This window comes from Acidobacteriota bacterium, assembly GCA_003225175.1.
Lineage (GTDB): Bacteria > Acidobacteriota > Terriglobia > Terriglobales > Acidobacteriaceae > Gp1-AA112.
The window spans coordinates 1-25,973 of the sequence record QIBA01000050.1 but is presented as its reverse complement, the minus strand read 5'-3'; the positions used below and the strand labels follow the sequence as shown (position 1 = coordinate 25,973).

Sequence of the window (25,973 nt, the reverse complement as noted above, 5' to 3'; positions counted from 1 at the left end):
ATCGGAGGTTCGGAACGACAGGGCGACGCCCACGAAGCAATCAAGAGTAGACAACGCGACGATCGCCTTTAACAATCCGCCCAATCGTATAACCCTTCTCATTGATGCGGTCCAGGATGCTCTGCACACGCTTGAACTTGTTCGGCGGCACGACAAGGATCATGCCAATTCCCATATTAAATGTGCGCATCATCTCCTCCTGATCCACGTTGCCGAGCTTCTGCAGATGTTGAAAGACTGGTAGCACCGGCCACGATCCAAGTTGAATGTTTGCCGCCGCTCCTTTCGGCAAAACCCGAGGCAGGTTCTCGGTGATGCCTCCGCCCGTAATGTGGGCGATGGCTACGACCGCGTCGGACTCAAGCAGGCGGCGCACGATCGGCCAATAGCTCTTGTGCGTACGCATCAACTCTGCGCCTGCCTTGTTCTTAATCTCGCTGACAAACGTTTCCGGAGTGTAGCGCGCAACTTCAAAGAAGAGCTTGCGAGCGAGTGAGTATCCATTCGTATGAAGTCCGTTCGAGGGCAAGCCAAGGATCACGTCGCCCATCTCGACACGCTCGCCTGTAATAATGCGATCGCGTTCGACGACCCCAACGATGAAGCCCGCGATGTCATACTCGCCGTCCGAATAAAATCCGGGCATCTCGGCGGTCTCGCCACCGATCAGCGCGCATCCGTTCTGCCGGCAGGCGTCTGCCAGGCCAGAGACAACTTTCTCCGTCACCTCCGGATCGAGTTTGCCGCTGGCGAAGTAGTCAAGGAAGAAGAGCGGAGCAGCGCCTTGCACCGAAATGTCGTTCACGCAGTGGTTCACAAGATCGGCTCCCACCGTGTGATGCAGGTTCATGTCGAAGGCGACCTTAAGCTTGGTGCCGACGCCATCTGCGCTCGAGACCAGTACGGGATCCTTGTATTTCTGGCCCAGCGAAAACAATCCGCCAAAGCTGCCGATGTCGCTGAGAACGTTCCGATTGAAAGTCTTTTGCGCGAGGTACTTGATGCGCTTCTTGGCGCGATCGGCACGGCTGATGTCTACGCCGGCATCAGAGTAGGTGATAGGACGGCGATTGGTTTTCTGAGCTGAGGATTGGGCCAAGCAGTCGGGTCCTTCTGATGGTTTGCGAGGACGGGAAAGAAAAAGTGTATCACTTGAGGCAGAGAAGCATGCCGGTCCGGCGCCAGCGAATCTGTGTCATGTGACTCACTGATGATGCGTAGAGGCCCACTTGGTGTAGCCAGTTCGGGTCGAGCCATGCCGAACTCGGCGCATCGTAGGACCAGAACACTACCAGCGGCTCGCCGATGACACTCTCTGCCTGTATCGGTCCCCAGTAGCGGCTGTCTTCGGAGTTGTCGCGGTTGTCGCCGAGCACAAACAGCATTCCCGCAGGCACGCGATAGGGTCCGATGTTTTCCTGCCAAGTCCAACGGCGGCTGGGACGCACACGGGCATAACTCTCTCGCCAGCGGATGCCGTTTACATAAAGCACCCCGCCGTGAAGAGCAACAACATCTCCGGCTTCGGCGATTACACGCTTGAGGTAGATCTCGCCCGGTTCAAAAGGGCTACGGAAGGCAACAATTTCCCCAGGGTGTGGAGTACGCAGCTGCGGCAGTCGGAGCTGGGTAAACGGTACCCGCGGACCATAAGGCAACTTAAACATTAGAAGGTGGTCGCCCACGAGCACCGTTCTTTCCATAGAGGCAGTGGGTACCATGCCGAGATCAAGAACGAACGAGAAGATGAAAACGACGGCAATCGCGATCCAAAAGAGCGGTCTTGAGAATCGCACGAACCGCTCGCGAGGCTTCGGTCTCGTTTCAGCGCACGTCAGTGGTGCAGCCGCTACTTGCAGATCCAAAGCTACAGATATGGCGCTCAAAGAAGCTCCAGGAGCTAACGCAATTGTGAGCTGCGCAACAGGAGCTTGGAATAAGGAGTTGTACTTAACTCAGCTGAAAAGGATTCATTGCGGTGGTTACTTGAGTACAGCGGTTGCTGGTTGAAGTCGAGGGTTTGTTTCAGGACTGCCGCGCGAAGGCGCGCGGTGTTCCCTAAGAAGTTCGCTACTTGGAAGGGCTTCGCCGTTCACTCCGCCGTCTGTTTTCTCCCGCGCGTGCGACCGTCCTGCGTTCACCGGATCGGCGCTCACTGATGCGGCGGTCGACCTCGGGCCACGTAAGTTCGGGCATAACCTGGATGCGATCCACCGTGGCGGCAACGCCGTAGCGTCCCTGTGATCTTTGGTCTTCGACGCGATTGACAGTTGCACGGCAGCAGACCCATCTTGCGGCCTCCCCGGTGATTTCCTTGGGCAAGATCATCACGATATCTACCGGGCTGCCTTCGCTCACTTTGGTCGAGCACTCAAGGAAGATGCCGGATTGGCTAAGGTTCTTCGCCTCTGCCGAAATGTTGTTCCCATCGACATGCACCTTAGCAGGAATTTTTAGCTCCTTCCGAGGTGAACTTCGCTTCTCCTGGGCGGTTTCCGGTCCGGGCGTCGCCATGCGTTGAGTCTCCTGTTTTTCGTCTATTGAGAGCTGCCGCAGGATACGCCAGTTTCCTTCTGAAGTACATACAAGCCACAGCTGAGCCGGGACTTAAACGAACCTAGCTACGCACCGGAAGTACCAAAAATCTTCGAAAACTATTTGACAGGGGCGGGTTGAATATTTATACATAAGAATGCATATTCATGCATCATGTCGAAGCTCACGAGGCAGCAATTGATATTGCAGCTGATTGAAAACGGGAACGTAGCAAATCAGGAGGACCTGAGGCGCGGTCTTGCCCGCCAGGGACACCAGGTCACTCAGGCTACGCTCTCGCGCGACATCCATGACCTTGGCATCGTTAAGACCGCGAATGGTTATGTGGTGGCGGCGCAGGCAGCCGGAGAGGCTGGACTTCCCTCCGCCGAGCGGCTGGTTCGGGAGTTTGTGTTGAGCGTCCGTGAGGCGCAGAACCAGCTTGTGCTGAAAACCAGCGTTGGCAGCGCACAGCCGGTGGCGGCGGCGCTTGATGCCGAAGGCTGGGAGGAGATGCTGGGGACGATCGCCGGCGACGACACCATCCTGATCATCTGCGAGAACAAACACCACGCAGAGCGTATGGCCAACCGCATAAGGGAGATGCTTGCTTAGTGAACGCGCAACTCCAAACGGCGGTCGTTGGCGCGACCGGTTATGCCGGATTTGAACTCGCGCGCATTCTCGGACGACATCCCCGGCTTAGCAGACCACTACTGTTCTCTCGCGAGTCTGGAAACTCCGCCGATCTCACTGAGTACTACCCGCACGTGCTCGGCAATGGGCAGCTGCGAGTGCATCCCTTCGATTGGCAGAAGCTGGGCGAAAGCAAAGTCGATCTGCTCTTCCTTGCCACGCCACATGAGACCTCGCGCGAGTGGGCTCCTGAGGCGCTGAAGCGCGGCATGCGCGTGATCGACCTCAGCGGTGCGTGGCGACTCAAGCACGAAGCTCATCGCGCGATCTACGGTTTTCACGATGCTGATCCGAACTTGGCTAACAGCGTGGCCGGCAAAGCCGTGTACGGCTTGCCGGAACTGCGCTCGAAACAGATCTCGGGATCGACGCTGATCGCAAATCCGGGCTGCTATGCCACCTCGATCATCGTCGCACTCGCTCCGCTGGTTGCAGCAGGCGTGATCAATCGCAGTGCCGGAATCGTCTGCGATTCCAAATCGGGAGTTTCGGGCGCAGGCAAGCAGCCAACGGCTACGACTCATTTTGTGGAAGTGGCGGACAATCTTTCCGCATATGGCGTCTTCACACATCGGCATCTGGGAGAAATTCTCGAGCAGCTCAATCTGCAGGACGAGGAACTGACGTTCACGCCGCATCTGCTTCCCATTCCTCGCGGAATCCTTTCCACAATTTATGTGCGGCTCGAGCAAGCGATGACTTCGGCTGAGGTCGGGTCGATTTTTACCAAGTTCTACGCTGGGCGCCCGTGGGTTCGGATCTTCGGCAGCAAGCTGCCGCAGATTCGCTACTCGCTGCACACCAACTACTGCGATCTCGGTTTCAATCTCAGTGCCGATGGCAAACGGCTGGTTGTGGTCTCGTGCCTGGACAACCTCATGAAAGGCGCTGCCGGCCAGGCGGTGCAGAACATGAACGTGATGTTCGGCTTCGACGAAAAGGACGGGCTGAATTGAGAGTCGTAGTAAAGATCGGCGGTGCCGCCCTGGATAACAAGGAGCTCGCGCACAAGTGTGCGCGCGCCATTGTGGACCTTGCCGACAGCAACCATCACCAGGTTGCTGTCGTGCACGGTGGCGGCACGGAGCTTACGCGAACCCTTCATCAGCTGGGCAAGGAAAGCAATTTCATAAACGGTCTACGCGTTACTGATTCGGAAACGCGTGATGTAGCTCTGATGGTTTTGGCCGGTAAGGTGAATAAAGCTCTGGTCGCCGGAATCGCGGCGCTAGGCAAGCCGGCGATTGGGATGTGCGGGGCCGATGGTCTCAGCTTCCGCGCGCGCAAGAAGAAAACAAACGGCTGCGATCTGGGATTTGTAGGAGAAATCTGCTCCGCCGATCCACGCTGGATCGAATCCATTTGGAACGCGGGCGGAATTCCCGTGATCTCCAGCGTCGCACTGGGTACCGACGGTCAGTACTACAACGTGAATGCGGACCAGACTGCTGCCGCTTGCGCCGTCGCATGCCGGGCACATGCACTCATCTTCCTTACTGACGTGCCTGGCGTGAAGAGCGCCGATGGTTCCGTGATCCGCTGGCTGCAGATAAAGCAGATCGAAGACCTCGTAAAGACATCCGTAATCCGCGGCGGCATGCTTCCTAAATTGGAAGCCTGCCAAGAGGCGTTGCGGCGAGGAGTAGGTCGAGTGCGCATTCTTCCGGCAAGCGAAGCTGGGCTGCTCCCGGATTTCTACACGTGCAAGATCGACTGCGGCACCGAGGTGATGGTGGCATGAAACTGACTGAGGCAAAACAGAAAGAAGCGCAGCTTCTGCTGCCTACGTACGATCGCGTTCCGCTGCTGCTCGAGCGCGGCAAAGACGTCTATCTGTACGACGCCGATGGCCGCAAGTATCTCGACTTCATCACTGGCATCGGCGTGAATGCCTTGGGATACGGCGATCGCGCGGTGCTGAAGACGATCGCCAAGCAGTCCGCGCGTTTGATCCACTCTTCAAACCTCTTCTACCACGAGTTCACAACGCCGCTTGCGGAACGGTTGACACGAATTTCGGGGCTCGATCGGGTATTCCTCTCGAACAGCGGCACCGAGGCGTGGGAGGGTGCGCTCAAGATCGCTCGCGCGTACGCGAAGAAGAAAGCTCCCGCCGGATCGGAGCCGAAGTGGCGTGTGCTGGCGATGGAGAACTCTTTCCACGGCCGCACTTATGGATCGCTCTCGACCACAGGCCAGGCAAAGTACCGTGATCCGTACGCGCCTGTTCTTCCTGGCATTGAGTTTGTCACCTTCAATGACGTTGAAGACCTGAAGCAGAAATTCAACGACAGCGTTTGCGCGGTGGCAATCGAGACGGTCCAAGGCGAGGGCGGCATTCAGATCGTCTCGAGCGAATTTCTGGAGACCGCGCGTGCTCTCACCGCGGGTAGTGGTGCGCTGCTCCTGATCGACGAGATCCAGAGCGGGCTAGGGCGCACCGGGCGGTGGTTCGCCTATCAACACTACGGAATCACGCCAGACATCGTCGCCATCGCGAAGCCAATTGCTGGCGGCTTGCCGCTTGGCGCGTTGCTTACCACCAACGAAGCCGCAAGCGCGCTGAAGCCAGGCATGCACGGCACTACGTTCGGCGGTGGTCCGCTAGCGTGTGCAGTTGCTTGCACCGTGATCGATCAGATTGAGACGCGGAAGCTGATCAAGTCCAACCGCGAGTTGGGCAAGTACTTCGTCAAGAAGCTCGAAGCACTTAAGAAAAAGCACAAGTCAATTCGCGACGTGCGCGGTCTGGGCTTGATGGTCGCGGCCGAACTCGATTCCGCCGATCTGGCCAAAGCAGTAGTTCCGGCAATGCTGGAGCGTGGCGCGATCATCAATCGCACGCACGAAACTACGCTGCGCTTTCTGCCCGCATACATCATCATGAAGAAACACATTGATGAAGTAGTGAAATCGTTGGATACAACACTCAAGCAGCTCGAGAAGCACTACATCCAGAAAGAAGCGCCTGTCTCGCCGGAAGGCGAGCTGGTTGCGCAAGGGAGCACACATTGAGCACTCGATCCGTAACCCAGGTTCCAGTAAGCCCGATGCCACAGATGCAGTCGTGGTGTGAGGACCTGATCTCCATCAACGATCTCGGTCCGTCGGGAATCAGCTCCGTACTTGATCTTGCCGCATTGCTCAAGGCTCGCCCCGTAGATTTTCGCGGAGCACTTGCCGGCAAGCAGCTAGTGATGTTCTTCGAAAAGCCCTCGTTGCGAACGCGGCTTACTTTCGAGGCTGGTATCACCAGCATGGGCGGACACGCGTTCTTTGTCGACCAGACCGCCTCGCGCATCGACGCGCGCGAAAAGCTTAGCGACATCGCTCACAACCTCGAGCGCTGGGTCGATGGCGTAGTACTGCGCACCTTCGCTCACGCGACAGTAACGGGAATGGCGGAGCACGCGAGCATTCCTGTGATCAATGCGCTCAGCGAGCTCGAACATCCCTGCCAGGCGCTGGCTGACTACCTGACGCTTCAGGAAAATTTCGGCGACCTGCGCAACGTAACCCTCGCTTACGTAGGTGACGGTAATAATGTGGCGCACTCGTTGATGCTGGCTGCAGCATGCCTGGGAAGCACGATCAGAGTGGCTACTCCCGAGGGCTACGGTCCAAAGCTGGAAATCATAAAGCAGTCGAAGAAAATTGCGGCCACAACCGGGGCGACCGTCCAGGTTCTCACCGATGTGCAGAAAGCGGCGAATGGTGCCGACGTGATCTACACGGACGTGTGGGCGAGCATGGGCCAGGAAAACGAGGCGGCGTCCCGCAAACAGATATTCGGCGGCTATCAGGTGAACGACAAGCTCTTCGCCCAAGCCGCTCCGCACGCGATCTTCATGCATTGCTTGCCCGCGCATCGCGGAGAAGAAGTTACCGATGCGGTGATCGATTCACCTCGTTCCGTAGTCTTCGACCAGGCCGAGAACCGGCTGCATGTACAAAAAGCCATCATGCTGATGCTGCTCGGCGGAAACGCGCCGCGCATTTCTGCGGGCCAGAAGAAACCAAGGAGAATTCATGCCTGAGAAAGTTGTACTCGCTTATTCCGGAGGACTCGACACTTCCATCATCATTCCCTGGCTCAAGGAGAACTACTCCTGCGACGTGATCGCCATGGTGGCAGATGTAGGACAGGGCGAAGATTTAGATTCAGTGGTCGTCAAGGCGTACAAGACTGGCGCCTCGAAAGTTGTCGTGCGCGATATGCGTGAGGAGTTCCTCACCGAGTATGTCTTTGCGGCGATCGCGGCCGGCGCGGTGTATGAGCACAAGTACCTGCTGGGTACGTCGCTCGCCCGACCAGTGATTGCTAAGCACCAGGTGGAAGTTGCGCTCCAAGAAAAGGCGACCGCGGTTGCGCATGGCTGTACTGGCAAGGGCAATGACCAAGTACGCTTTGAGCATGCATACCAGGCGCTCGCCCCGCAGCTAAAGGTCATCGCTCCGTGGCGTGAATGGAACCTGAAGTCGCGTGAAGACTGTCTCGCGTATGCCGAAAGCCGCGGAATCCCGGTAGCCGCCAGTCGCGAGAAGATCCATAGCCGCGATCGCAACCTGCTGCACATCAGTCATGAAGGCGGCGAACTCGAAGATCCAGCCAATGCACCACTTGAGACGACATGGCAGTGGACAAATGCTCCGCAGGCGGCGCCTGACAAGGCAGAACTGGTGGAGATCGGATTCGCGCATGGTGTGCCCGTTTCCGTAAATGGGAAGAGCATGACTCCGGTCGCACTGCTTGAGAAGCTGAACGACATAGCTGCCCGTAACGCCGTGGGGCGCGTGGATCTGGTCGAGAATCGCTTCGTGGGCATCAAGTCGCGGGGATGTTATGAGACCCCTGGCGGCACGCTCCTGCTCACCGCTCATCGCGAACTCGAAGCCTTGTGCCTCGATCGCGATCTGATGCACTTCAAACAGCATCTCGCGCTTAAATACGCGGAACTCGTTTACTTCGGACTTTGGTTCACACCGTTGCGCGAATCGCTCGATGCTTTCGTTAGCAGCACGCAGAAGGAAGTCACCGGTACGGTAGGCCTTAGCCTCTATAAGGGCAATGTCTCCGTCACCGCGCGCACGTCGGAGTACTCGCTCTACAGAACTGATCTGTCGTCGTTCACCATGGGCGAAAGCTACGACCAGAAGGACGCCGCCGGCTTCATCCGCATTCTCGGACTACCTGCGCGTTCACGCGCCATCCTGCGCAAAGCTACTCCTGAAGAGGAGGCTGTGTCGGCGTGAAGATGTGGTCGGGCCGGTTCCGCCGGCCGCTGAATCCGGAATTCGAGCAGTGGCAGCGGTCGTTTCCTTTTGACAAACGACTTCTGCCGCAGGAGATGGCTGCCAGCAGCGCACACGCTCGTGCGCTTGCCGGAGTGGGCGTGCTCTCCGCAGCGGAGCTGAAGTCGCTGCTCGACGCCCTTGCCCATGTGAAGCATGCGGTTGAGAGCGATCGACGATTTCTCGAAGACAGCGAAGCCGAGGACGTTCACCATTTCCTCGAGCGCAGGCTGGTTGAACTCGCCGGGGATGTTGGCCTGAAACTGCATGCAGGCCGCAGCCGCAATGAGCAGATCGCTACCGATCTGCGCTTGTTTGTGCGTGACGCGATCGATCAGCTTGGTATGAAGCTCGTCGAATTCGTGGATGCAATCCTCGATAAAGCCAAGGCTGCCGGACAATCGGCGATGCCGGCACACACGCATCTGCAAGCCGCGGAGCCAGTGCTGGTCGCGCACTGGCTGCTCACATACGCGGAGATGCTGCTGCGCGATCACTCGCGTTTGCAGGATTGTCGCGAGCGGTTGAACTTCTGTCCTTTGGGATCCGGAGCAGTCGCCGGAGCCACGCTGCCTTTGGATCGGCAGGCGATGGCTGCAGAACTCGGTTTCACCGGTCCTACGGCTAATAGCATTGACGCGACTAGTGATCGTGACTTTGCGATTGAGTTCGTACAGTCCGCTTCATTGCTCGGCATCCACCTGAGCCGGTGGGCGGAAGAGATGATCCTCTTCTCCACACGTGAGTTCGGATTCGTGCGACTTCCCGAAACGTACTCCACCGGCAGCAGCGCAATGCCGCAGAAGATGAATCCCGATGCGCTGGAGCTAATCCGCGGCAAATCGGGAAGGCTTGCCGGAGCGGCAACTTCATTGTTGATGACCGTAAAAGGCCTGCCTCTTGCCTACAACAAAGATCTGCAGGAGACGCAGGAGCCGGTGTTCGATGCGGCCGATACATCGCTGCAATGCGTACAGACTGCGATCGGCTTCTTGCGCGACTGCGACTTCGACTTCGCTCGCATGGGCACTGCTGCCGAGTGTGGCTTTATGAATGCTATGTCCGCTGCAACATATCTTGCAGCGAAGGGCGTTCCCTTCCGCACAGCCCACGAGTGCAGCGGCAAGGCCGTGAGCTTCTGCCTCGATCGTGGCTGTGAGTTGGCTGATTTGAGTTTGGAGGATTTGAAGCAGTTCAATCCGGCGTTTGACCGCGATTTTTATTCCGCGATCACGCTGGAAGCTGTCCTTGGTTGTCATGATGTTCCAGGCGGTACCGCTCCCGCACAGGTGCGAGCGGCTCTTGAAAATCTCGAACAGCGCGTTCGCGCGCTCCAGGAGGCACTCCATGCTCACGCGTAGAGCCATCCTGCCGGACGTTGAGCAGATCCACAAACTCATCGGCGAATATTCACCCGATGGCACGCTGCTGCCGCGCACACTCGCGGAATTGTCGGAGAATGTGCGCGACTTCGTCGTAGTCGAAAACGAGAACGAGATCATCGGCTGCGGCGCGCTGCACTTCTATGGACGGCATTTGACTGAAATCCGCTCCATCGCCGTTCACCCGACGCACAAGGGCAAAGGGGCCGGCCGCGTTCTGATCGACGCGCTGCTCAAAGAGGCTGAACATCACAAGATCACGTGTGTGTGTCTGTTTACGCGGATTCCAGACTTCTTTGCGAAGTTCGGATTTGAATTCGCCAGTCGCGAGGTGCTGCCGGACAAGATCTATAAAGATTGTCTGAAATGCCCGCGCCTGCACGCTTGCGATGAAGTCGCAATGTACCGTGGCTCGTTGCCCAAGGTGACGCCGGTGAAGCTGGAGGATATCCAGGTTCCGTTGTCCGCCTTGCGAGCTTAGGCAGTACCGTCGGCCGCCGGTACTCAGCGGACACGCGAACCCCGCAGCGAGGCGCGCGGCAGCCGCGCTGATTCGCCAAGCAGGATTGACGGTCGAGGAATTCCAGGGACTACTCTAGCCGCGCTTCTTTCGAAGCTTTCGGCTTGGCCGGCGGGGCTCCAGTCAGTTTGTTTTTCAGTGCCTCGCGCTTCTCACGCATCTTCACAACCTGCTTGTGCCTGCGATTGTCGCGGGACTTGTCGCCATTGATTAAAGACATTCTGAGCTCCTTTTCTATGTCTACATTGTATTCATCCTGGACTGCGACCGACCGAGGGCGGCCGGAACCACGTTGTCCGTGGGTCTTCTTTCATCGTTCTACCGCATACATGTAATCTTCGCGTGTTTGGGCGAATGATTGCGCGACCTTAAGAAAGGCTTTCGCTGCGTGCGAGAGCTTTGAGCGTTTGCGATAGACGATTCGAAGTTTGCGTTCAAACTGCAGCTCGGGCACAGGAATGCTGACCAGTTTGGGCCCAAGTTCTTCCTGTACGGAAATGCGCGGCAGCAGAGCTACGCCATTTCCCATGGCGACGAACTTCTTGATCGACTCGATCGTCGGAAGCTCCACGTTCATGTTAAGCGGCGTCTTTGATCGGCGAAAAGCGTCGATGACCTTTAATCGATACGGGGATTGCACGTTATGAGCGATGAACACCTCGGCGCCGAGTTGTTGGATTTTTACGCGCGATTGTCCGCTAAGGGGATGCTTGCGATGAACGATGAACGTCAGCTGGTCGCTGTAAACGCAGATCGACTGCAAGTCCAGAGAATTTGGGCGGAAGGAAATCACGCCCAATTCGGCGTTGTGATTCAGCAGATCGTCCGGAATACGGCTGGCTAAGGAACGCAGGACGGTGATTTTGATCGTCGGATACAGTCTACGAAACTCATCGAGCACGGGCAGCAAATACAGGCATGTGAACTCGTTGGCCGCGATGCTCAGCTTACCGCGATAGAGCTGGCGCAGCTCCGTAAGTGCTCCCTCGGCCTCCGTCCGCAGGTTCACCATTTTCTGCGCGTATTCGTAAACTACTCTGCCGGCATCGGTGAGCGTGCCATCACGGGAAGACCGATCCAGGAGCGGCTCCCCTAGATGCTCCTCCAGCTTGCGAATGGTTTGGCTGATGGCGGGCTGGCTGCGATGGAGTTTCTGGGCAGCCCGTGAGAAGCTACCTTCCTGCACTACAGCCATGAACGTCTGGAGTTGAAAAAGGTCCATTTCCGCTGCTGAGCGAAACTTATAGAGCCATAAGCAAAAGATATATTAGCACTCTACCTTATGATTCCATAACAATTATAAGCTTGGATTATAGGCGAGCGGAGCTTGAAAATGGTTGTTTCCCTTAGATCATAGAGGAGAGCCATGGAACGAATCACGATCTTCGACACCACCCTACGCGACGGTGAGCAGTCTCCCGGATGCAGTATGAACATCAGCGAAAAGCTGCGCCTGGCGCAGACGCTCGATGCACTTGGAGTCGACGTGATTGAGGCTGGCTTTCCGATTGCCTCCCACGGAGACTTCGCGGCTGTTGAGTTGATTGCCCGAGACATTCGGAGACCAGGCATTGCGGCGTTAGCTCGCTGCAAGCGTGAGGACGTGGAGCGCGCATGGGAGGCGGTTCGGGACGCCGAGCGTCCCCGTATCCACACATTCCTGGCTACCTCCGACATTCATCTCGAATACAAGCTGAAGATCACGCGTGCCGAGGCGCTTCAGCAGGCTCGCGAAGTGGTGTCGCTCGCCAAGTCGCATTGCGATGACATCGAGTTTTCTCCGGAAGATGCCACCCGGTCAGACTTTGACTTTCTTTGCGAGGTTTTGGAGGCCGCGATCGAGGCTGGAGCTACGACGTTGAACATTCCCGATACGGTCGGGTACACGCTGCCGGCAGAGTACGGCGCCCTCATCGCGAACCTCTGCAAGAAAGTGCGCAACATCGATAAGGCGGTAGTCTCTGTGCACTGCCACGACGACCTGGGACTCGCGGTGGCCAATACTCTGGCTGGCGTTGACGCTGGCGCACGCCAGGTGGAGTGCACGATCAACGGCATCGGCGAGCGCGCAGGCAATGCAGCTCTCGAAGAAATCGCGATGGTGATGCGAGTTCGCAGCGATCGTCTGCAGTACCAAACCGGCATCGAAACAAAACTGCTTTACGCGGCCAGTCGGCAGTTGGCGGGAATGATCAGTTTCGGGCCGCAGCCAAACAAGCCGGTGGTTGGCGAAAATGCGTTTGCGCACGCCGCCGGCATTCACCAGCATGGCATGCTCTCGAATCCACTCTGCTACGAAATCATGACTCCTGAATCCGTTGGCGCTCCGGGAACAAAGCTCGTTTTGGGAAAACACTCCGGCCGTCATGCATTGCAGGCTCGGTATACCGAGCTTGGATATCAGCTGAGCCCGAGTGAACTGCAGGAGACTTACACAAGGTTCATCGACTTGGCAGATCGCAAGAAGAACGTTTATGACCAGGATCTGGTTTCCCTGCTGCCGATCGAGCGTCGTTCCAGCCGCGCGGCTGCCACTGCCCCCGATGTCGGCGCGCCAAGTTTCAGATAATAGGTCGAGGCAAAAAAAATGCGGCTTAAAGTTGCGATTTTGCCCGGTGATGGCATTGGGCCTGAGGTGATGAAGGTAGCCACAAAAGTACTTCGCACCCTGGCCGATATCAGCGGATTCGAGCTTCAGGCCCAGGAATATCCAATTGGTGGCGCGGCGCTGGACGTAACCGGATTTCCGCTTCCCAAGACGACACTCGATGCCTGCTTAGAGAGCGATGCCGTTCTACTCGGCGCCGTCGGATCATCAAAATTCGATTCCCTCCCCCAGAACCGCCGTCCCGAAGCGGGACTGCTTCAACTGCGCATCGCGCTCGGCGGATTCGCGAATTTGCGACCCGCAGTGGCATACAGCTCTCTCACTGAATGTTCTCCATTGCGCGCAGCGATCGTTGCAGACGCCAATATTCTTTTCGTCCGAGAACTGCTCGGTGGACTCTATTTCGGCGAACCTCGCGGTATCGACGCTGCCACTCACTCCGCATTCAACACCATGCGCTATAGCGAATCTGAGATTGAGCGCGTCGCGCGGGTGGCGTTCGAGCAAGCTCGGCAGCGGAAGTCCAAGGTCACATCCGTTGACAAGGCGAACGTACTTGAGACTTCGCAGCTATGGCGTAGCGTGGTAACCCGTGTCGCTCAGTCTTATCCGGATGTAGCGCTCGAACACATTTATGTCGACGCATTTGCCATGCACCTGGTAACGAATCCTCAGCGCTTCGACGTGGTTCTCACAGAGAACCTGTTTGGCGACATTCTTTCGGACGAAGCGGCCGCGATCACAGGCTCTCTGGGCATGCTGCCGTCGGCCACCGTGGGCGGCGCGGTGAATCTTTATGAGCCGGTGCACGGCTCAGCGCCCGACATCGCGGGACGAAATCTTGCAAACCCACTGGGCGCGATTGCGTCAGCAGCAATGATGTTGCGTTATACCGCGACTCTACATCGCGAAGCCGACGAGATGGAAGCTGCCACTCGCAGTGTGCTCGCGCAGGGATACAGAACCGCGGACATTCATCGCTCGCCGAGCGAACAGCAGGTTTCAACCACGGAGATGGGAAGCCTCGTCGAAGAGGCGCTTACGGCAGCGATCATCCGACGGCAAGCGTACCACGCGGTATGAGTGATGGAGATGTTGGCTAAGACACTTTTCGAAAAGCTTTGGGAGCAGCACATCGTCCACCAGGATCCTGACGGACGCGCGCTCCTCTATATCGATCTGCATCTCGTGCATGAGGTCACATCACCGCAGGCGTTCGAGGGGCTGCGCCTTAACAACCTTCGCGTGCGCCGCCCCGACCTAACCATAGCGACGGTTGACCACAACGTTCCCACGACTCCGAATCGCCACATCATTTCCGATCCGATCGCCGCACAGCAGATCGAGACTCTGCGCCGAAATTGTCATGACTTTGGCGTGCAGCTGTTCGATATCGATTCATCAGAGCAGGGCATTGTGCACGTAATTGGTCCGGAGCTTGGGCTTACACAGCCGGGAAAGACGATCGTCTGCGGAGATAGCCACACGAGCACACACGGAGCGTTCGGGGCGCTCGCATTCGGTATCGGAACGTCTGAAGTCGAACACGTACTTGCCTCTCAGTGCCTGTGGCAGAAGAAGCCGAAGACGATGCAGATCGTCGTCGATGGCGCGCTACCGCTGGGCGCCACGGCGAAGGACATTGCTCTTGGAATCATCGGCCGCATTGGCTCCGACGGAGCGACCGGATACGCAATCGAATATCGCGGCGCTGCCATTCGCGCTCTCAGCATGGAAGGCCGGATGACGGTCTGCAACATGAGCATCGAGGCTGGCGCCCGCGCCGGGATGATTGCGCCCGACGAAACTACATTCCGCTATGTTTGCGGACGCCGCTTTGCGCCCAAGAATTTCGAGAAGGCGCTCGCACATTGGCAGACGCTCCAGTCGGACGATGAGGCGCGTTTTGATGCGACCGTCAGAATCAACGCCGCCGATCTCGAGCCTTACGTTACCTGGGGTACCAATCCAGGAATGGTAGTTCCCATTAGCGGCCGAGTTCCCGACCCGAGCTCGGCGGCTTCGGAGACGGAACGCGCGGCTGCCGCTCGCGCTTTGGAGTACATGGATCTGAAGCCTGGAAGCGCGATCGAGGACATCGCGATTGATCGCGTTTTTATCGGCTCGTGCACGAACGCTCGCATTGAGGATCTGCGTGCTACGGCTGAGCTTGTCCGTGGATATCACGTGCATCCAGGAGTGCGCGCAATGGTGGTGCCGGGATCGCAGCAAGTGAAGCATGCGGCCGAGGCGGAGGGACTGGATCGCATCTTCCGCGCTGCCGGCTTCGATTGGCGCGAATCTGGATGCTCGATGTGTCTCGGAATGAATCCGGACATACTGCAGCCGGGAGAGCGCTGCGCATCCACCTCCAATCGTAACTTTGAAGGTCGGCAGGGCCGTGGTGGACGCACTCATCTGGTCAGCCCGCCAATGGCAGCCGCAGCAGCCATTACTGGGCACTTCACCGATGTCCGTAAATGGCGTTTCAAAGAGGCGCAATCCGCATGAGGCCTTTCCGCGAACATACCGGCATCGTGGCGCCGCTCGATCGCAGCAGCATCGATACGGACCAGATCATCCCCAAGCAGTTCCTGAAACGAATCGAGCGTACTGGTTACGGAGAGTTCCTCTTCTTCGACTGGCGTTACACCGGCGATGGCGAGCCGCGAGCGGATTTCGTATTGAATCAGCCTCAGTTCGCCGGAGCTTCAATCCTGATCGCAGGGAAAAATTTCGGATGTGGATCGTCACGCGAACATGCTGCGTGGGCTCTATCGGACTACGGTTTTCGCGTGATTATCGCGCCCAGTTTCGCTGATATTTTCGCGACCAACGCCGGCAACAATGGATTGCTGCTTGTGAGGCTCCCCGAGCAACAAATCTCTACATTGCTCGATCACGCTGGGCAAATTCCTTGTTACAAACTGCATGTTTCGTTACTAGACAAGAGGGTTCAAGACGACCAGGGCTTCGGAGCACGCTTCGATATCGACGAGTTCCGTCGCACCTGCCTGCTCGAGGGACTTGATGAGATTGGACTCACTTTGAAACACGAATCCGAAGTCGCTGCCTATGAGAGTCGGATCGCCAACCGGGCCTGGTAACCCGAGCATCACTCTCATCCGAGGTAGAAACCCGGCATGTTGCGCCTCGACTGACTAACTACTGCACGGTCAGCGTTCCGGTACCTGTGATTCCGTTGGCGGTGGCTGTAATCGTTGTCGTCCCGCTCGCCGCATTAGTAATGATCCCCGTGTTGGCGGTAATGGGGATATTTGGGTTTGAAGAGGTCCACGTAGCATTGACTGTCTGCCCGGAGCTGTCCTGTGCCCGGAACGTAAGAGTGGAGCCGACAGATGCTGTAAACGAGGTGCCAGAAGTCGAAGTACAACCGGCGGTACATGAAATTGTGAGATTGCCTCCACCGCCCGTAGTTACAGTGAGAGTGGTGCTGCCACTTTGTCCACTTTGGCTTGCCGTGATGGTTGTAGTTCCTGTCTTGATGGCACTCGCGAGGCCCGAGCTGTTGATCGTCGCGACGGTGGCATCGGAGGAACCCCAACTAGCTGATGACGAGATGTCTTTGCTAGTGCCATCGCCGAAGCTGCCTATCGCAGTGAACTGCTGCGTTTTGGTCAATTGTAAGGAAGCATTTGAAGGCGTAACCGAAATGGCGACCAAACTATTCGCATCCGGAAAGAATTTCCCACAGCTCACAGCGAACGCTGCCAAGAGAAGCAACGACACTAGCGTCCAGCGGTGTGTTTTAAATGATGCCAGGCTTGAACGCCTATTGCTCGATGGACCCTTCGACATGCGATGTACGGCCTCCTCGGCGATTGAACGAAGCTTCCCGCATTAGATGCACAAAAAGTTGCGTAGCTTCGTACCATCGAACCCTAACCGACCGACGCACGCAACTCAGACACGCTCTCCGCGACTTCCAAGGCGTCCGCCAGATCGGCAATCAGATCTTCCGCATCCTCGATTCCAACCGACAGGCGAATCAAGTCCTGCGGCAACCGCCGTTCGGCTGCAACCTGCGGCGGCACGCTTGCGTGTGACATCCGTCCCGGTAAGCTTACAGATGATTGTAGCCCCCCGAAGCTCACCGTAATGGGAAAGAGTTTGAGGGATTCCACGATCTGCCGCGAGAGGCCGAGCGAACCGGTTTCGAAGCTGACCACCGCACCATTTCCGCGAGCCTGAGCAGAGTGGAGGCTGAAATTCTTCTTGTCCAGCAACGATGGGTAATATGTCTGCCGGACGGCGGAGTGGTTGGAAAGAAAATCGGCGATGCGCTCGGCGTTTTCTTGTTGGCGCTCGACTCGGAGAGCCAGCGTCTTGATTCCTCGCAAGAGCAAGTAGGAATCAAATGGTCCGAGTACGGCTCCCTCCCCGTTTTGGATCAGGTAAAACTCTTCCGCGAGTTGCGGATCGCGCACGATCACCGCTCCCGCAACGACATCGCTATGTCCGCAAAGAAATTTTGTAGCGGAGTGGATCACGATGTCTGCGCCAAGTGTCAGCGGGTTCTGCAAGTAGGGCGACAGCATCGTGTTGTCGACGCACAGAAGCGCATCGTTCTCGTGAGCCAGCTTGGCCACAGCTGCGATATCCACAACTTTTAACAGTGGGTTTGTTGGTGTTTCGATGTGAATGAGCCGAGTACGCTGGCTGCATGCACGGGCAAAATCTTCCACCCCCGATCCATGAACATAGCGGACAGTGACTTGCGATCGCTTCAGGATCTTGGAGAAGAGTCGACAGGTTCCGCCATAGACATCATCGATGACGACAATCTCATCGCCGGGCTTGAGCAACCTGGTGACTGCAGTGAGCGCTGCCAATCCGCTGGCGAATGCGAATGCTCGGATGCCACGCTCCAGCTCTGCAAGCTGCTGTTCCAGAACGGTACGCGTTGGATTGCCACTGCGCGAATAATCGTATTCGCTGAACCCAAGCGCTCCCTCCTGCTCGAAGGTCGCAGTCTGATAGATGGGGGTCGAAATTGCCCGATGTGGATCACCAGGACAGCCATTCGCTTGAACAATTTTGGTATCGATTTTCATGACGCCACGCTCGCGATATATGCAGTGCTGCTACAAGCCTCGGCTTTGCCGAGTGCCTGCTCGAGATCGGCGATGATGTCTGCCGGATCTTCAAGCCCGACAGAAAGCCGAATCAATCCGTCAGGGATGCCGAGCGCTTCACGCGTCTCTGGGGGAATGTCCGCGTGAGTCATGCTCGCCGGATGTGTAATAAGTGTTTCCGCCGCTCCCAGGTTTTCTGCCAATGCACAGAGCTTGACTGACTTCATCAGCTCCAGGGCTGCGGGAGTTGCGCCTGTCACTTCAAACGAGAGCATTCCTCCGTGAGCGCCATGCTGGCGACATGCCAAGTCGTATTGTGGGAACGACGCCAATCCGGGATAAAACACTCGCGAGACGGTTGGATGTTTCTCCAGCCAGCTCGCCACCGCCAAAGCGTTATCAGAGTGCCGCTCAAGACGCATGCTGAGCGTCTTCAGCCCGCGTAACGTAAGCCAGGACTCGAGCGGAGATTGAATGCAGCCGATCGTTTTACGTACCAGTCGAAAGCGCTCCAGGAGCGCTTCGTCTTTGGTCGCGAGCGACCCGCCTACTGTGGCATTGTGGCCTTCGATGTACTTGGTCGTCGAGAGCACGCTGATGTCAGCCCCAAGCTCAAACACTGGCTGAAGCGCCGCCGTCAGAAATGTATTATCGACCGCAAGCAGCACGCCCGCTTTGCGGGTCACGCGCGAAACCGCAGCAATGTCCGTGAGCTTAAGCGTCGGGTTTGCAGGCGTCTCAATGAAGATCAATTTGGTGCGCGGCTCAATTGCCTCAGAGACGGCACCGATGTCAGATGTATCCACAAAGCTTGCGCGTACGCCCACGCCCTCAAGCACCTGGCGAAACAGGCGAACGGTCCCGCCATAAACTACCTCAGAGATGATGGCGTGGTCGTCCTGTTTCAGGATCGACAGGAACAGCGTCGTAATCGCGGCCATTCCGGTTGAAAAACATAAAGTTGGCGCACCCTCGAGAGATCCCAGCACGTCCTCGAGTGCCGAAACGGTGGGATTCGCCGCCCGGGAGTAAGTAAACCCCTTGTGCACGCCAACAGCTTCCTGCACGTAGGTCGTCGTCTGATAAATGGGTGTGAGAATGGCCCCGGTGGCGGGATCGGGCGAAAGATTGCCGTGAATAGTACGGGTATGAATACCGCGGGTATGCGAAGACATTTGAATCCTCCTGCGTGAGCTGAATTTAGGCTGAAAATACGAAGACCGCCGGGAACCCCAGGCGGCCGTTCACGATCAGGAAGATTTGTTACTCGACTCTCAAGCTCCCGATGTGGACAGTACACCGCCCGGGGTGCACATGGCCATATACATTCGGGTCCGATTGAGAGGAGTCATTGACTTAGCCCGCTGGTAACGGGATTAGGTGATTCTACACATAGGGCTGAGTCTGTCAACGGCGATATTCCTCTTGTGGACACTGCAGGCGCACGGCTACGATTGCCGCGCCTTTACACTGGTTCTGATCCGGAAAGCATCCGCCCTCGCTCTCACGATATGAAACTCAGCCCTTCTCTCTTCAAAAGCACGATCGTAGCCGCGCTTGGCGGCCTCCTGTTCGGATTTGATACTGCAGTAATCTCAGGCACCACGCGCGGACTCACGGATCAATATCACCTCTCACCCAAGTCTCTGGGGATCACCGTTGCCAGTGCCTTGGTGGGCACGCTGATCGGCGCGGCTGTCGCTGCAATCCCTGGGGATCGCTATGGGCGCCGAGATAGTTTGCGCGTCATGGCGATTCTTTACCTCATCTCGGCGCTCGGTTGCGCCTTTGCCTGGAACTGGCCGGCGCTGGTTCTTTTCCGATTTGTCGGAGGGCTGGGAATTGGAGGTTCTTCAGTCCTAGGCCCTATGTACATCGCCGAGATCGCGCCAGCAGCATGGCGCGGACGATTGGTGGGATTCTTTCAGTTCAACGTGGTGTTCGGAATCCTGCTGGCGTATTTGTCGAATTACCTTCTCAGCATGGTTGGTTTTGGCACCGCTGAATGGCGCTGGGAGCTAGGCGTAACTGCAATTCCAGCGTTCCTGTTTTTCCTGATGCTATTTGGAATTCCTCGCAGCCCGCGCTGGCTCGCGGAAGTCGACAGAGCTGATGAGGCGCGCGCCGTGTTGCAGCTAATTGGCGAAGAGAACTATGAACAGCGCTTGCGGGAGATCGTCGATTCCATCGCCCAGGCGAAGGCTCTGGGTAAGGAAGCTCTCTTCCAAAGGCGCTACGCTCTGCCTGTGTTTCTAGCAATCTCGATCGGTGCTTTCAACCAACTCTCCGGCATCAACGCCATTCTCTACTACCTGAATGACGTCTTTGCCCGCGCCGGCTTCGGCAAAGTGTCCGGAAATTTGCAGGCAGTCGCGATCGGTGCAACGAACCTTGCCTTCACCATGATTGCAATGTCACTGATCGACAAGATCGGACGCAAAACTCTGCTGTTGATAGGCTCGGTGGGTACGATGCTTTGTCTTGCCGGAGTTTCGGCGGTTTTCGCAACTCATCGTCATGAAGAGTTTCTGGTCTGGCTGCTCATCGGCTACATCGCTTTCTTCGCCGTCTCGCAGGGGGCGGTCATTTGGGTTTATATTAGTGAGATCTTTCCCAATGTGGTACGCGCCAAAGGACAAAGCCTGGGGAGCTCCACGCATTGGGCGATGAATGCTCTCATCTCCCTTATCTTCCCTCTTCTAGCAGCGCGGTCCGGAGCTTACCCGTTTATGTTCTTTTGCCTGATGATGGTCGCGCAATTCTTTGTTGTCCTCTTCACTTACCCGGAGACAAAAGGAATCACGCTCGAGGACATGCAGAAGCGGCTTGAAGGTTCGAGGGTCGCAGCACACTTGTGAGAATTTTCAGAAGGATCGACAAGAACAGCTGCCAGAGAAGGGCAACTATCAGTTCTCCCCAACAAAGAAGCCTGCAGGTACTAGGTTTTTCGCCCGATTGGAAGGCATGCAGGGCTTGCTAAACTCGATTTTGATGATCGCGGATTTCACCAATCTGGTTCTCGGACTGCTTGTGGCGCTCTTCCATCGGCCGATTGCGAATTTCATTCTGGAACGCGAGCATTCCCTGGACGCCTTCTTTCGTCGCCAGGGCGTACATTTCCCAGAACCTCCTAGCCAGGCGACGGCCCACAACATTTATTTCTGTCTGGGCTTGTTTATGTCGCTTTTTTCCATCGCTCACATCTGGTTGAGCTTGTAGCCCTCGGAACCGCCCAGGAGTGTCGCTTACTTCCTGCGGATAGCGCACGTCTGCGAGAGCACATCTGTCTTGAAGACGCGAAACGCTCGAACGGAATGAGACTGTGCAGAAGAGTTCTTAGGGTACCCATTAGCGGCTGACGTGCCATCGCCAATCGGGGGATGAGTATCCACGAATGCGCCTGTGACTCTAACAAACCGCCCGATACGTGAACTCAAATCTTCGGCACTTTCGAGTTTCACTTTGGCGCTACGTTGCGTTTGAAGAAAATACGTGCCGCTCTCGTCCTGTGTTAGACACCCCTTCATGGAGCGCTCACCTCCGGGGGCAACACCGCGGTGGGACTTAGACGATGCAGAAGAAGCGGAACCGCCTGGCGACGTAGCTTGGCCAGCCGAACTAACCACGAGCAGAATCACGAACAGGAATGCCCTACTCACTGATGAAACTTTCTCCAAGAATCAACATATTGGAGCAATCAAGCCCTGTCCAATCTCGAAATAGAAAAGCCTCGTCTTCGGACAAGGCTTTGTTTCCCGCTTATTGCTAAATGACTAATTGCCGATCCCTACAGCATCTCAGAACCACACTGCATGGCAAAAACGCGACTTGCTTCCTGCATTGCTTTACGCAGTTCTGCTCCGTGTGCCTTTAATTGGACAGACAGCAGCTTCATGGACCCGGAGATACTCCGGTTGAGATTACTGCGATTATCGATCAGCTCTCGGTGAAGTTTTTCCATGGCTTTTCGCATAGCGCGATTGATTTCGGAGCCATCGATGAGCACATCGCTCGTGGTGAGTTCTCCATCGTCGATGAGCGGCTCCACTCTCTCGAGAGCCTCAGCCGCGGATGCAATCGCTAGTTCTGCTTCCGGCAATCCCTCGGGTGTCAGTGCCGAGCTGTCTGATCCTCGACGCGCGGGTACTGACATGGAGAGCGTCTGCTCCTTTTTATCGCGCACAATGACTATTGATATTTTGCCGTTCTTGCCGGTACGCAAAGCCTCACGCCAATCCGAATTATCAGAGATCTTCTGATCGCCGACTTTTACGATGACATCGCCAGCGCGCAGACCCGCAGTGTCGGCGGTACTACCCTTCTGCACCGAGCGCACCAGCAAGCCCTCACCGTTTTTCACGCCAAAGTAGTCGCCGAGTTGCGGCGTCAAACTCTCGAGAGTTACGCCGGCGGTGGAACGAATCCGAGTGTAGCTTTGGTCCGTCCACGCGCGTGGGAAATCCGGCATCGCAGGAACAGGAGGAGGGGGCGGCATTGCTAAAGCAAAATCTTCAGGCTCGTGAGGCCAAACTGACGACTCCAGCTTTTTGCGGTCAGCGAGCTGGACTTTGATGTTCTGCGGCTGCCCCTCACGCATGATGTCGAGCGAAACAGTTCGTCCAGGCGGAGTTTCCCGCATGAGACGCTTGAATTGCTCCTGGCTCTCCACCGGCGTGCCGTTGAAGCTCACGATGACATCGTGCTCCTTCAGCCCAGCTTTGCCCGCTGGAGCGTCCTGATCGATTTGAACGATCTCGACACCACGGTCGTCTTTTAGCTTGAGGGCCTGCACGCGCTCGGCGCCAACATCGGCAACACCCACACCGAGATACGAACGGCTGGCCGCGCCTTCGAACTCGACAGTTACAGGAGTAGCAAAATGACGAACTTTCGTAGTGGCCTTCTGCGCAATGAGCGGCATTGCCGCGAGCGCCAGAAGCGCAATTCCAATCAAATAAATACGTCTCATCGAAGTTCCCCGGGCAGCTGTGCCCATTATTTCTTCAGCGCGATGAATTGAATCTTTCCCGTCGAGGTATGCAGCTTCAGCGTCGGCCCGCCGCCATTCAGATCGCCTTCGGCCGACATTTCGCGCGGCCCATAATCGCCTTCGGACGAGATCCGAATTCCGGGAAGTTCGCTGCGAATGGCGTCTCTGCTGGTAGCGACATCGATGCTGGCATGAACGCTGACCTTCAAGTCAGACGGAAGATACACAATGATGTCACCAACGCCAGTCTCGAGTGTGGAGTCGCTGAACTTGCCGTTCATGGTCATGAACTCAGCAGTGATTCCCCCAGCGCCGGTCTCCGCGCGGACACTGCTGCCTATCCGGACACAATGGATGCTGCCGCTGCCGGTTTGCGCCTTAATTGCACCATTGCCGCCCCCAGTAAGGCGAATGCTGCCGCCGCCGGTTTCTACATCCATGGTTCCAGCGACATTGCCAACCTCGATATTGCCGCCACCGGTGGATCCGCGCAGATCCCCGCCGACGCTCTGCACTGAAATGTTGCCACCGCCGGTTTCAACAATGGCGTCGTGCTTCGCTGTCTCCAGATAGACATTCCCGCCACCGGTCGAGGTTTTCAGTTGTCCTCCCACGGAAGTGATATTCACCTGACCGCCACCTGTGCGGATTCCCAAATCGGCATTCACTGTGCCGACCTTGATCGAGCCGCCACCCGTGCTGCTAGTGACGTTTCCATCGATATCGTCGAGACTTACGGAACCGCCCCCAGACTCGGCGTCCACGCGCCCGTTAAGGTGGAAGAACTGCAGGCCGCCTCCGTCCGTCTTGGCTTTGATCACCTCCACGGATCGCGGGGCAGTGATGTTGAACTCAACCGAGCCGCGTCGCCAATTTCCGGGACCTTCGCCGCCGAAGTAGGCGGCCTCGCCCTGACGAGTAGCTATGACTCGCAGATTCTCGAAGTTCTTACGTGCGCTCTCTTCGGAATAGCCGGTCAGACGTTTGCGAATCGTATAGGTAATGTTTGATTGCTGAGAACCGGTGACGCTCACGCTGCCGGTATTGGTATGAATTTTGATATAGCGCGACGCAGGCATCGTCCCGGTAAGCTCTTCCACCCAGGAGTTCCCGTCGCGGTAGACCTTGGATGCGCTATCCGTCTGGGCTACGCCGAGAGTGGCGAGCGCCAGCATCAGAGTCGGAAGCGCGAATTTATTGCGAATCACTACCAAATCGTTGTTCCTCTATTTCTATGCGCGTTGTCCAGAGCCTTAAGTCCTGCAGAAGCTTTAAGGAGAGCACCGGCTTCAGCCGTGCCGTCCAAGCCCTCAAATATTGCTCGGCTTTAGCCGGTGAGGGGACTCACCCACAAACACCCGCAGGGGCTGAAGCCCAAAAAATCAAATTCCCGATCTTACCGGCACGGCTTGAATCCGTGCGTTTCCCTAAAGCGAAATCAGCCAGCGCATGAGCACAAGACGTTCTGTTACTCGAAATCCGGGAGGTTGGAAAGCATACGCTTCGACTCCTCCTGGATGTACTTATCTTTGTCTCCCAGCGCCAGTGCGGCGAAAGCCTGCCGCACACTGCTGTCGTTCTTCACCGATTCCAGCAACGAGATCGCTTGTGTACGCACACCGGGATTGGGATCCTGCAGCAGTGCCTCGAGCACGGCGTCGCGCACCTTCTGGTCGTCCTTCACGTAGGAGCGCAGTCCATCGAGAGCCTTCAAGCGAACACCGGGGTTGCGATCATAGTGCAGGGCAAAAATCAAAGCTTCGCGCACACGGCTGTCATCCGGGCTCTTCGCCAGCAAATCGACAGAGTCTAAGCGAAGACCGGAGTTCATGTTGTTGCGCGCGGCGAAGAGGAGAAGCTGTTGGATTTTCGGGTCGTTGATTGATCCTTGTGCCTGATCGGGAAGGACTTTGTCGTACTGAATCTTTACCTGATCGCTGCCGGGGTCCTGCGTAATGCCGCGAATGCTTGCGATTGCAGCTGAATCGACGGGTGGCATGCCGCCCTTTTGGATCTCTGCCACTTGAGCGGGCTTTTGTGCTACCTGCCACGTTGTGAGGACGCCTGCCGCGAAACCAACCATCAGCAAAGCCGCCGTGAGCGCCGGAGCAAACTTCATCGATTGCAGCCAGCCGGCAAGATCGAAGGTGAAACGATGCCAGCCGCGATGTGGTTGTTCGGACTCCAGCGCTTCAGAGAGCCGCATTCGCGAACTAGTCAGCAGGTTCGGCGAAGGATCGGGTACTGGGCTCGCCGACATTGCCAGGCGGAAGCCGCGCGTGGCCTCGAGTTCGGACTGGCAGGTCGAGCAACGCTCCACATGCCGCTCGAGCTCGTAGCGCTCGTCGTCCTTCAATTCGTCATAGACATACAGGGCAACGTTCGCCCGCGTCCATTCACAGTTCATAATTGCCACACTTTCTAAGACCGGCTGTCGGCTTTCGGCACTCGGCCTTCGGCCTCACAACCTTAACTTCTCTTCGAACTTGCCAGAGCTATTCGGAGTTCGAAGTTGCTTGCAAACTCAAACCTTCAGCGCATCGGCGCCAGTGTTCCTCGCAGCTTTTGCGTGGCGCGGAACAGCGTGTTCTTTGCCGTCTCTTCCGTTGTGTTCAACATCTCGCCAATCGTTCTCAACTTCAGTCCCTGATAATGCTTCAACTCAAATACCATCCGCTCACGCGGCGTGAGTTGCTGCAAGGCTTTGCCAATCTTGCCACCCAGTTCACGCCGCATAAGGTTGCGCTCGGGATTGGCTCCAGCTCGATCGTCGGCGACCTGGTCCAACAGGCTGTGCTCTTCTCCACTGGCATCGACCATGACAGGCGAATCTTCGCGCCGCGTTTTTTTCTTG

26 protein-coding genes are annotated in these 25,973 nt (G+C 56.8%); 14 read left to right on the top strand and 12 right to left on the bottom strand.

Annotated features, from left to right (window positions below):
- Positions 1 to 40: 40 nt before the first annotated feature.
- From DMG62_13695 to DMG62_13685, 3 genes are all read right to left on the bottom strand, one after another.
- Positions 41 to 1,099, bottom strand: a complete 1,059-nt coding sequence (locus tag DMG62_13695; GenBank protein PYY22330.1) for a phosphoribosylformylglycinamidine cyclo-ligase — start codon at positions 1,097 to 1,099, stop codon at positions 41 to 43.
- A gap of 49 nt (positions 1,100 to 1,148) precedes the next feature.
- Positions 1,149 to 1,910, bottom strand: coding sequence for a signal peptidase I (lepB, locus tag DMG62_13690; protein ID PYY22329.1), 762 nt, complete (start codon positions 1,908 to 1,910; stop codon positions 1,149 to 1,151).
- A gap of 160 nt (positions 1,911 to 2,070) precedes the next feature.
- Entirely contained in the window at positions 2,071 to 2,514 is a 444-nt protein-coding gene (locus tag DMG62_13685) for a hypothetical protein (GenBank protein PYY22328.1), read from the bottom strand.
- 195 nt (positions 2,515 to 2,709) lie between these two features.
- Here DMG62_13685 and argR point away from each other — a divergent pair, with 195 nt between their 5' ends.
- From argR to DMG62_13645, 8 genes are read left to right on the top strand one after another with little or no spacing between them, the layout of a single operon-like run.
- Positions 2,710 to 3,150, top strand: a complete 441-nt coding sequence (gene argR, locus DMG62_13680; GenBank protein ID PYY22327.1) for an arginine repressor — start codon at positions 2,710 to 2,712, stop codon at positions 3,148 to 3,150.
- Entirely contained in the window at positions 3,150 to 4,187 is a 1,038-nt protein-coding gene (locus DMG62_13675; GenBank protein ID PYY22326.1) for an N-acetyl-gamma-glutamyl-phosphate reductase, read from the top strand. The genes argR and DMG62_13675 overlap by 1 nt, the downstream gene beginning before the upstream one ends.
- Positions 4,184 to 4,972 carry an acetylglutamate kinase gene (gene argB / locus DMG62_13670; protein ID PYY22325.1) on the top strand — a complete coding sequence of 263 codons (789 nt, stop codon included), beginning with the start codon at positions 4,184 to 4,186 and terminating at the stop codon, positions 4,970 to 4,972. The genes DMG62_13675 and argB overlap by 4 nt, the downstream gene beginning before the upstream one ends.
- Positions 4,969 to 6,246 carry an aspartate aminotransferase family protein gene (locus DMG62_13665; GenBank protein PYY22324.1) on the top strand — a complete coding sequence of 426 codons (1,278 nt, stop codon included), beginning with the start codon at positions 4,969 to 4,971 and terminating at the stop codon, positions 6,244 to 6,246. The genes argB and DMG62_13665 overlap by 4 nt, the downstream gene beginning before the upstream one ends.
- Before the next feature lie 35 nt (positions 6,247 to 6,281).
- Positions 6,282 to 7,268: an ornithine carbamoyltransferase gene (gene argF / locus DMG62_13660; GenBank protein ID PYY22323.1), complete on the top strand. Its 987-nt coding sequence runs from the start codon at positions 6,282 to 6,284 to the stop codon at positions 7,266 to 7,268.
- Positions 7,261 to 8,484: an argininosuccinate synthase gene (locus DMG62_13655; protein ID PYY22322.1), complete on the top strand. Its 1,224-nt coding sequence runs from the start codon at positions 7,261 to 7,263 to the stop codon at positions 8,482 to 8,484. The genes argF and DMG62_13655 overlap by 8 nt, the downstream gene beginning before the upstream one ends.
- Before the next feature lie 2 nt (positions 8,485 to 8,486).
- Positions 8,487 to 9,884, top strand: coding sequence for an argininosuccinate lyase (gene argH, locus DMG62_13650; GenBank protein PYY22321.1), 1,398 nt, complete (start codon positions 8,487 to 8,489; stop codon positions 9,882 to 9,884).
- A complete protein-coding gene (locus tag DMG62_13645) occupies positions 9,871 to 10,386 on the top strand; it encodes an N-acetyltransferase (protein PYY22320.1) in 516 nt (171 codons plus the stop codon). The genes argH and DMG62_13645 overlap by 14 nt, the downstream gene beginning before the upstream one ends.
- Before the next feature lie 349 nt (positions 10,387 to 10,735).
- Here the strand turns inward: DMG62_13645 and DMG62_13640 are convergent, their stop codons facing one another.
- Positions 10,736 to 11,647 carry a LysR family transcriptional regulator gene (locus DMG62_13640; protein PYY22319.1) on the bottom strand — a complete coding sequence of 304 codons (912 nt, stop codon included), beginning with the start codon at positions 11,645 to 11,647 and terminating at the stop codon, positions 10,736 to 10,738.
- A 144-nt stretch (positions 11,648 to 11,791) separates the two neighbouring features.
- Between DMG62_13640 and DMG62_13635 the strand changes: the two genes are divergently transcribed.
- The 4 genes from DMG62_13635 to leuD are packed head-to-tail and all read left to right on the top strand — an operon-like array spanning position 11,792 to position 16,140.
- Complete coding sequence (locus DMG62_13635; GenBank protein PYY22318.1) at positions 11,792 to 12,994, top strand: 2-isopropylmalate synthase; 1,203 nt, start codon at positions 11,792 to 11,794, stop codon at positions 12,992 to 12,994.
- 18 nt (positions 12,995 to 13,012) lie between these two features.
- Positions 13,013 to 14,116: a 3-isopropylmalate dehydrogenase gene (leuB, locus tag DMG62_13630; protein PYY22317.1), complete on the top strand. Its 1,104-nt coding sequence runs from the start codon at positions 13,013 to 13,015 to the stop codon at positions 14,114 to 14,116.
- Positions 14,117 to 14,125: 9 nt separating this feature from the next.
- Positions 14,126 to 15,544, top strand: coding sequence for a 3-isopropylmalate dehydratase large subunit (leuC, locus tag DMG62_13625; protein ID PYY22407.1), 1,419 nt, complete (start codon positions 14,126 to 14,128; stop codon positions 15,542 to 15,544).
- Positions 15,541 to 16,140, top strand: coding sequence for a 3-isopropylmalate dehydratase small subunit (gene leuD, locus DMG62_13620; protein ID PYY22316.1), 600 nt, complete (start codon positions 15,541 to 15,543; stop codon positions 16,138 to 16,140). The genes leuC and leuD overlap by 4 nt, the downstream gene beginning before the upstream one ends.
- A gap of 58 nt (positions 16,141 to 16,198) precedes the next feature.
- Here leuD and DMG62_13615 read toward each other — a convergent pair whose 3' ends face one another.
- The 3 genes from DMG62_13615 to DMG62_13605 form a co-directional block, all read right to left on the bottom strand.
- Positions 16,199 to 16,852, bottom strand: a complete 654-nt coding sequence (locus tag DMG62_13615; GenBank protein ID PYY22315.1) for a hypothetical protein — start codon at positions 16,850 to 16,852, stop codon at positions 16,199 to 16,201.
- Between the two features lie 83 nt (positions 16,853 to 16,935).
- A complete protein-coding gene (locus tag DMG62_13610) occupies positions 16,936 to 18,108 on the bottom strand; it encodes a cystathionine beta-lyase (GenBank protein ID PYY22314.1) in 1,173 nt (390 codons plus the stop codon).
- The gene (locus DMG62_13605; protein PYY22313.1) at positions 18,105 to 19,304 is read right to left on the bottom strand and encodes a cystathionine gamma-synthase; all 1,200 of its coding nucleotides are present in this window, start codon (positions 19,302 to 19,304) and stop codon (positions 18,105 to 18,107) included. The genes DMG62_13610 and DMG62_13605 overlap by 4 nt, the downstream gene beginning before the upstream one ends.
- A gap of 336 nt (positions 19,305 to 19,640) precedes the next feature.
- Between DMG62_13605 and DMG62_13600 the strand changes: the two genes are divergently transcribed.
- Together DMG62_13600 and DMG62_13595 are read left to right on the top strand one after the other, a co-directional pair.
- Positions 19,641 to 20,987: an MFS transporter gene (locus DMG62_13600; protein ID PYY22312.1), complete on the top strand. Its 1,347-nt coding sequence runs from the start codon at positions 19,641 to 19,643 to the stop codon at positions 20,985 to 20,987.
- The gene (locus DMG62_13595; protein PYY22311.1) at positions 20,956 to 21,348 is read left to right on the top strand and encodes a hypothetical protein; all 393 of its coding nucleotides are present in this window, start codon (positions 20,956 to 20,958) and stop codon (positions 21,346 to 21,348) included. The genes DMG62_13600 and DMG62_13595 overlap by 32 nt, the downstream gene beginning before the upstream one ends.
- A 26-nt stretch (positions 21,349 to 21,374) precedes the next feature.
- Here DMG62_13595 and DMG62_13590 read toward each other — a convergent pair whose 3' ends face one another.
- The 5 genes from DMG62_13590 to DMG62_13570 all read right to left on the bottom strand — a co-directional run.
- The gene (locus tag DMG62_13590; protein ID PYY22310.1) at positions 21,375 to 21,656 is read right to left on the bottom strand and encodes a hypothetical protein; all 282 of its coding nucleotides are present in this window, start codon (positions 21,654 to 21,656) and stop codon (positions 21,375 to 21,377) included.
- A gap of 260 nt (positions 21,657 to 21,916) precedes the next feature.
- The gene (locus DMG62_13585; protein PYY22309.1) at positions 21,917 to 23,125 is read right to left on the bottom strand and encodes a hypothetical protein; all 1,209 of its coding nucleotides are present in this window, start codon (positions 23,123 to 23,125) and stop codon (positions 21,917 to 21,919) included.
- The gene (locus DMG62_13580; protein ID PYY22308.1) at positions 23,125 to 24,333 is read right to left on the bottom strand and encodes a hypothetical protein; all 1,209 of its coding nucleotides are present in this window, start codon (positions 24,331 to 24,333) and stop codon (positions 23,125 to 23,127) included. Before DMG62_13580 ends, DMG62_13585 begins: the two co-directional genes overlap by 1 nt.
- A gap of 254 nt (positions 24,334 to 24,587) precedes the next feature.
- Positions 24,588 to 25,526: a hypothetical protein gene (locus DMG62_13575; protein ID PYY22406.1), complete on the bottom strand. Its 939-nt coding sequence runs from the start codon at positions 25,524 to 25,526 to the stop codon at positions 24,588 to 24,590.
- Positions 25,527 to 25,651: 125 nt separating this feature from the next.
- Positions 25,652 to 25,973 (bottom strand): RNA polymerase subunit sigma-24 (locus DMG62_13570; protein PYY22307.1); only part of this gene is annotated, 322 nt, incomplete at its 5' end.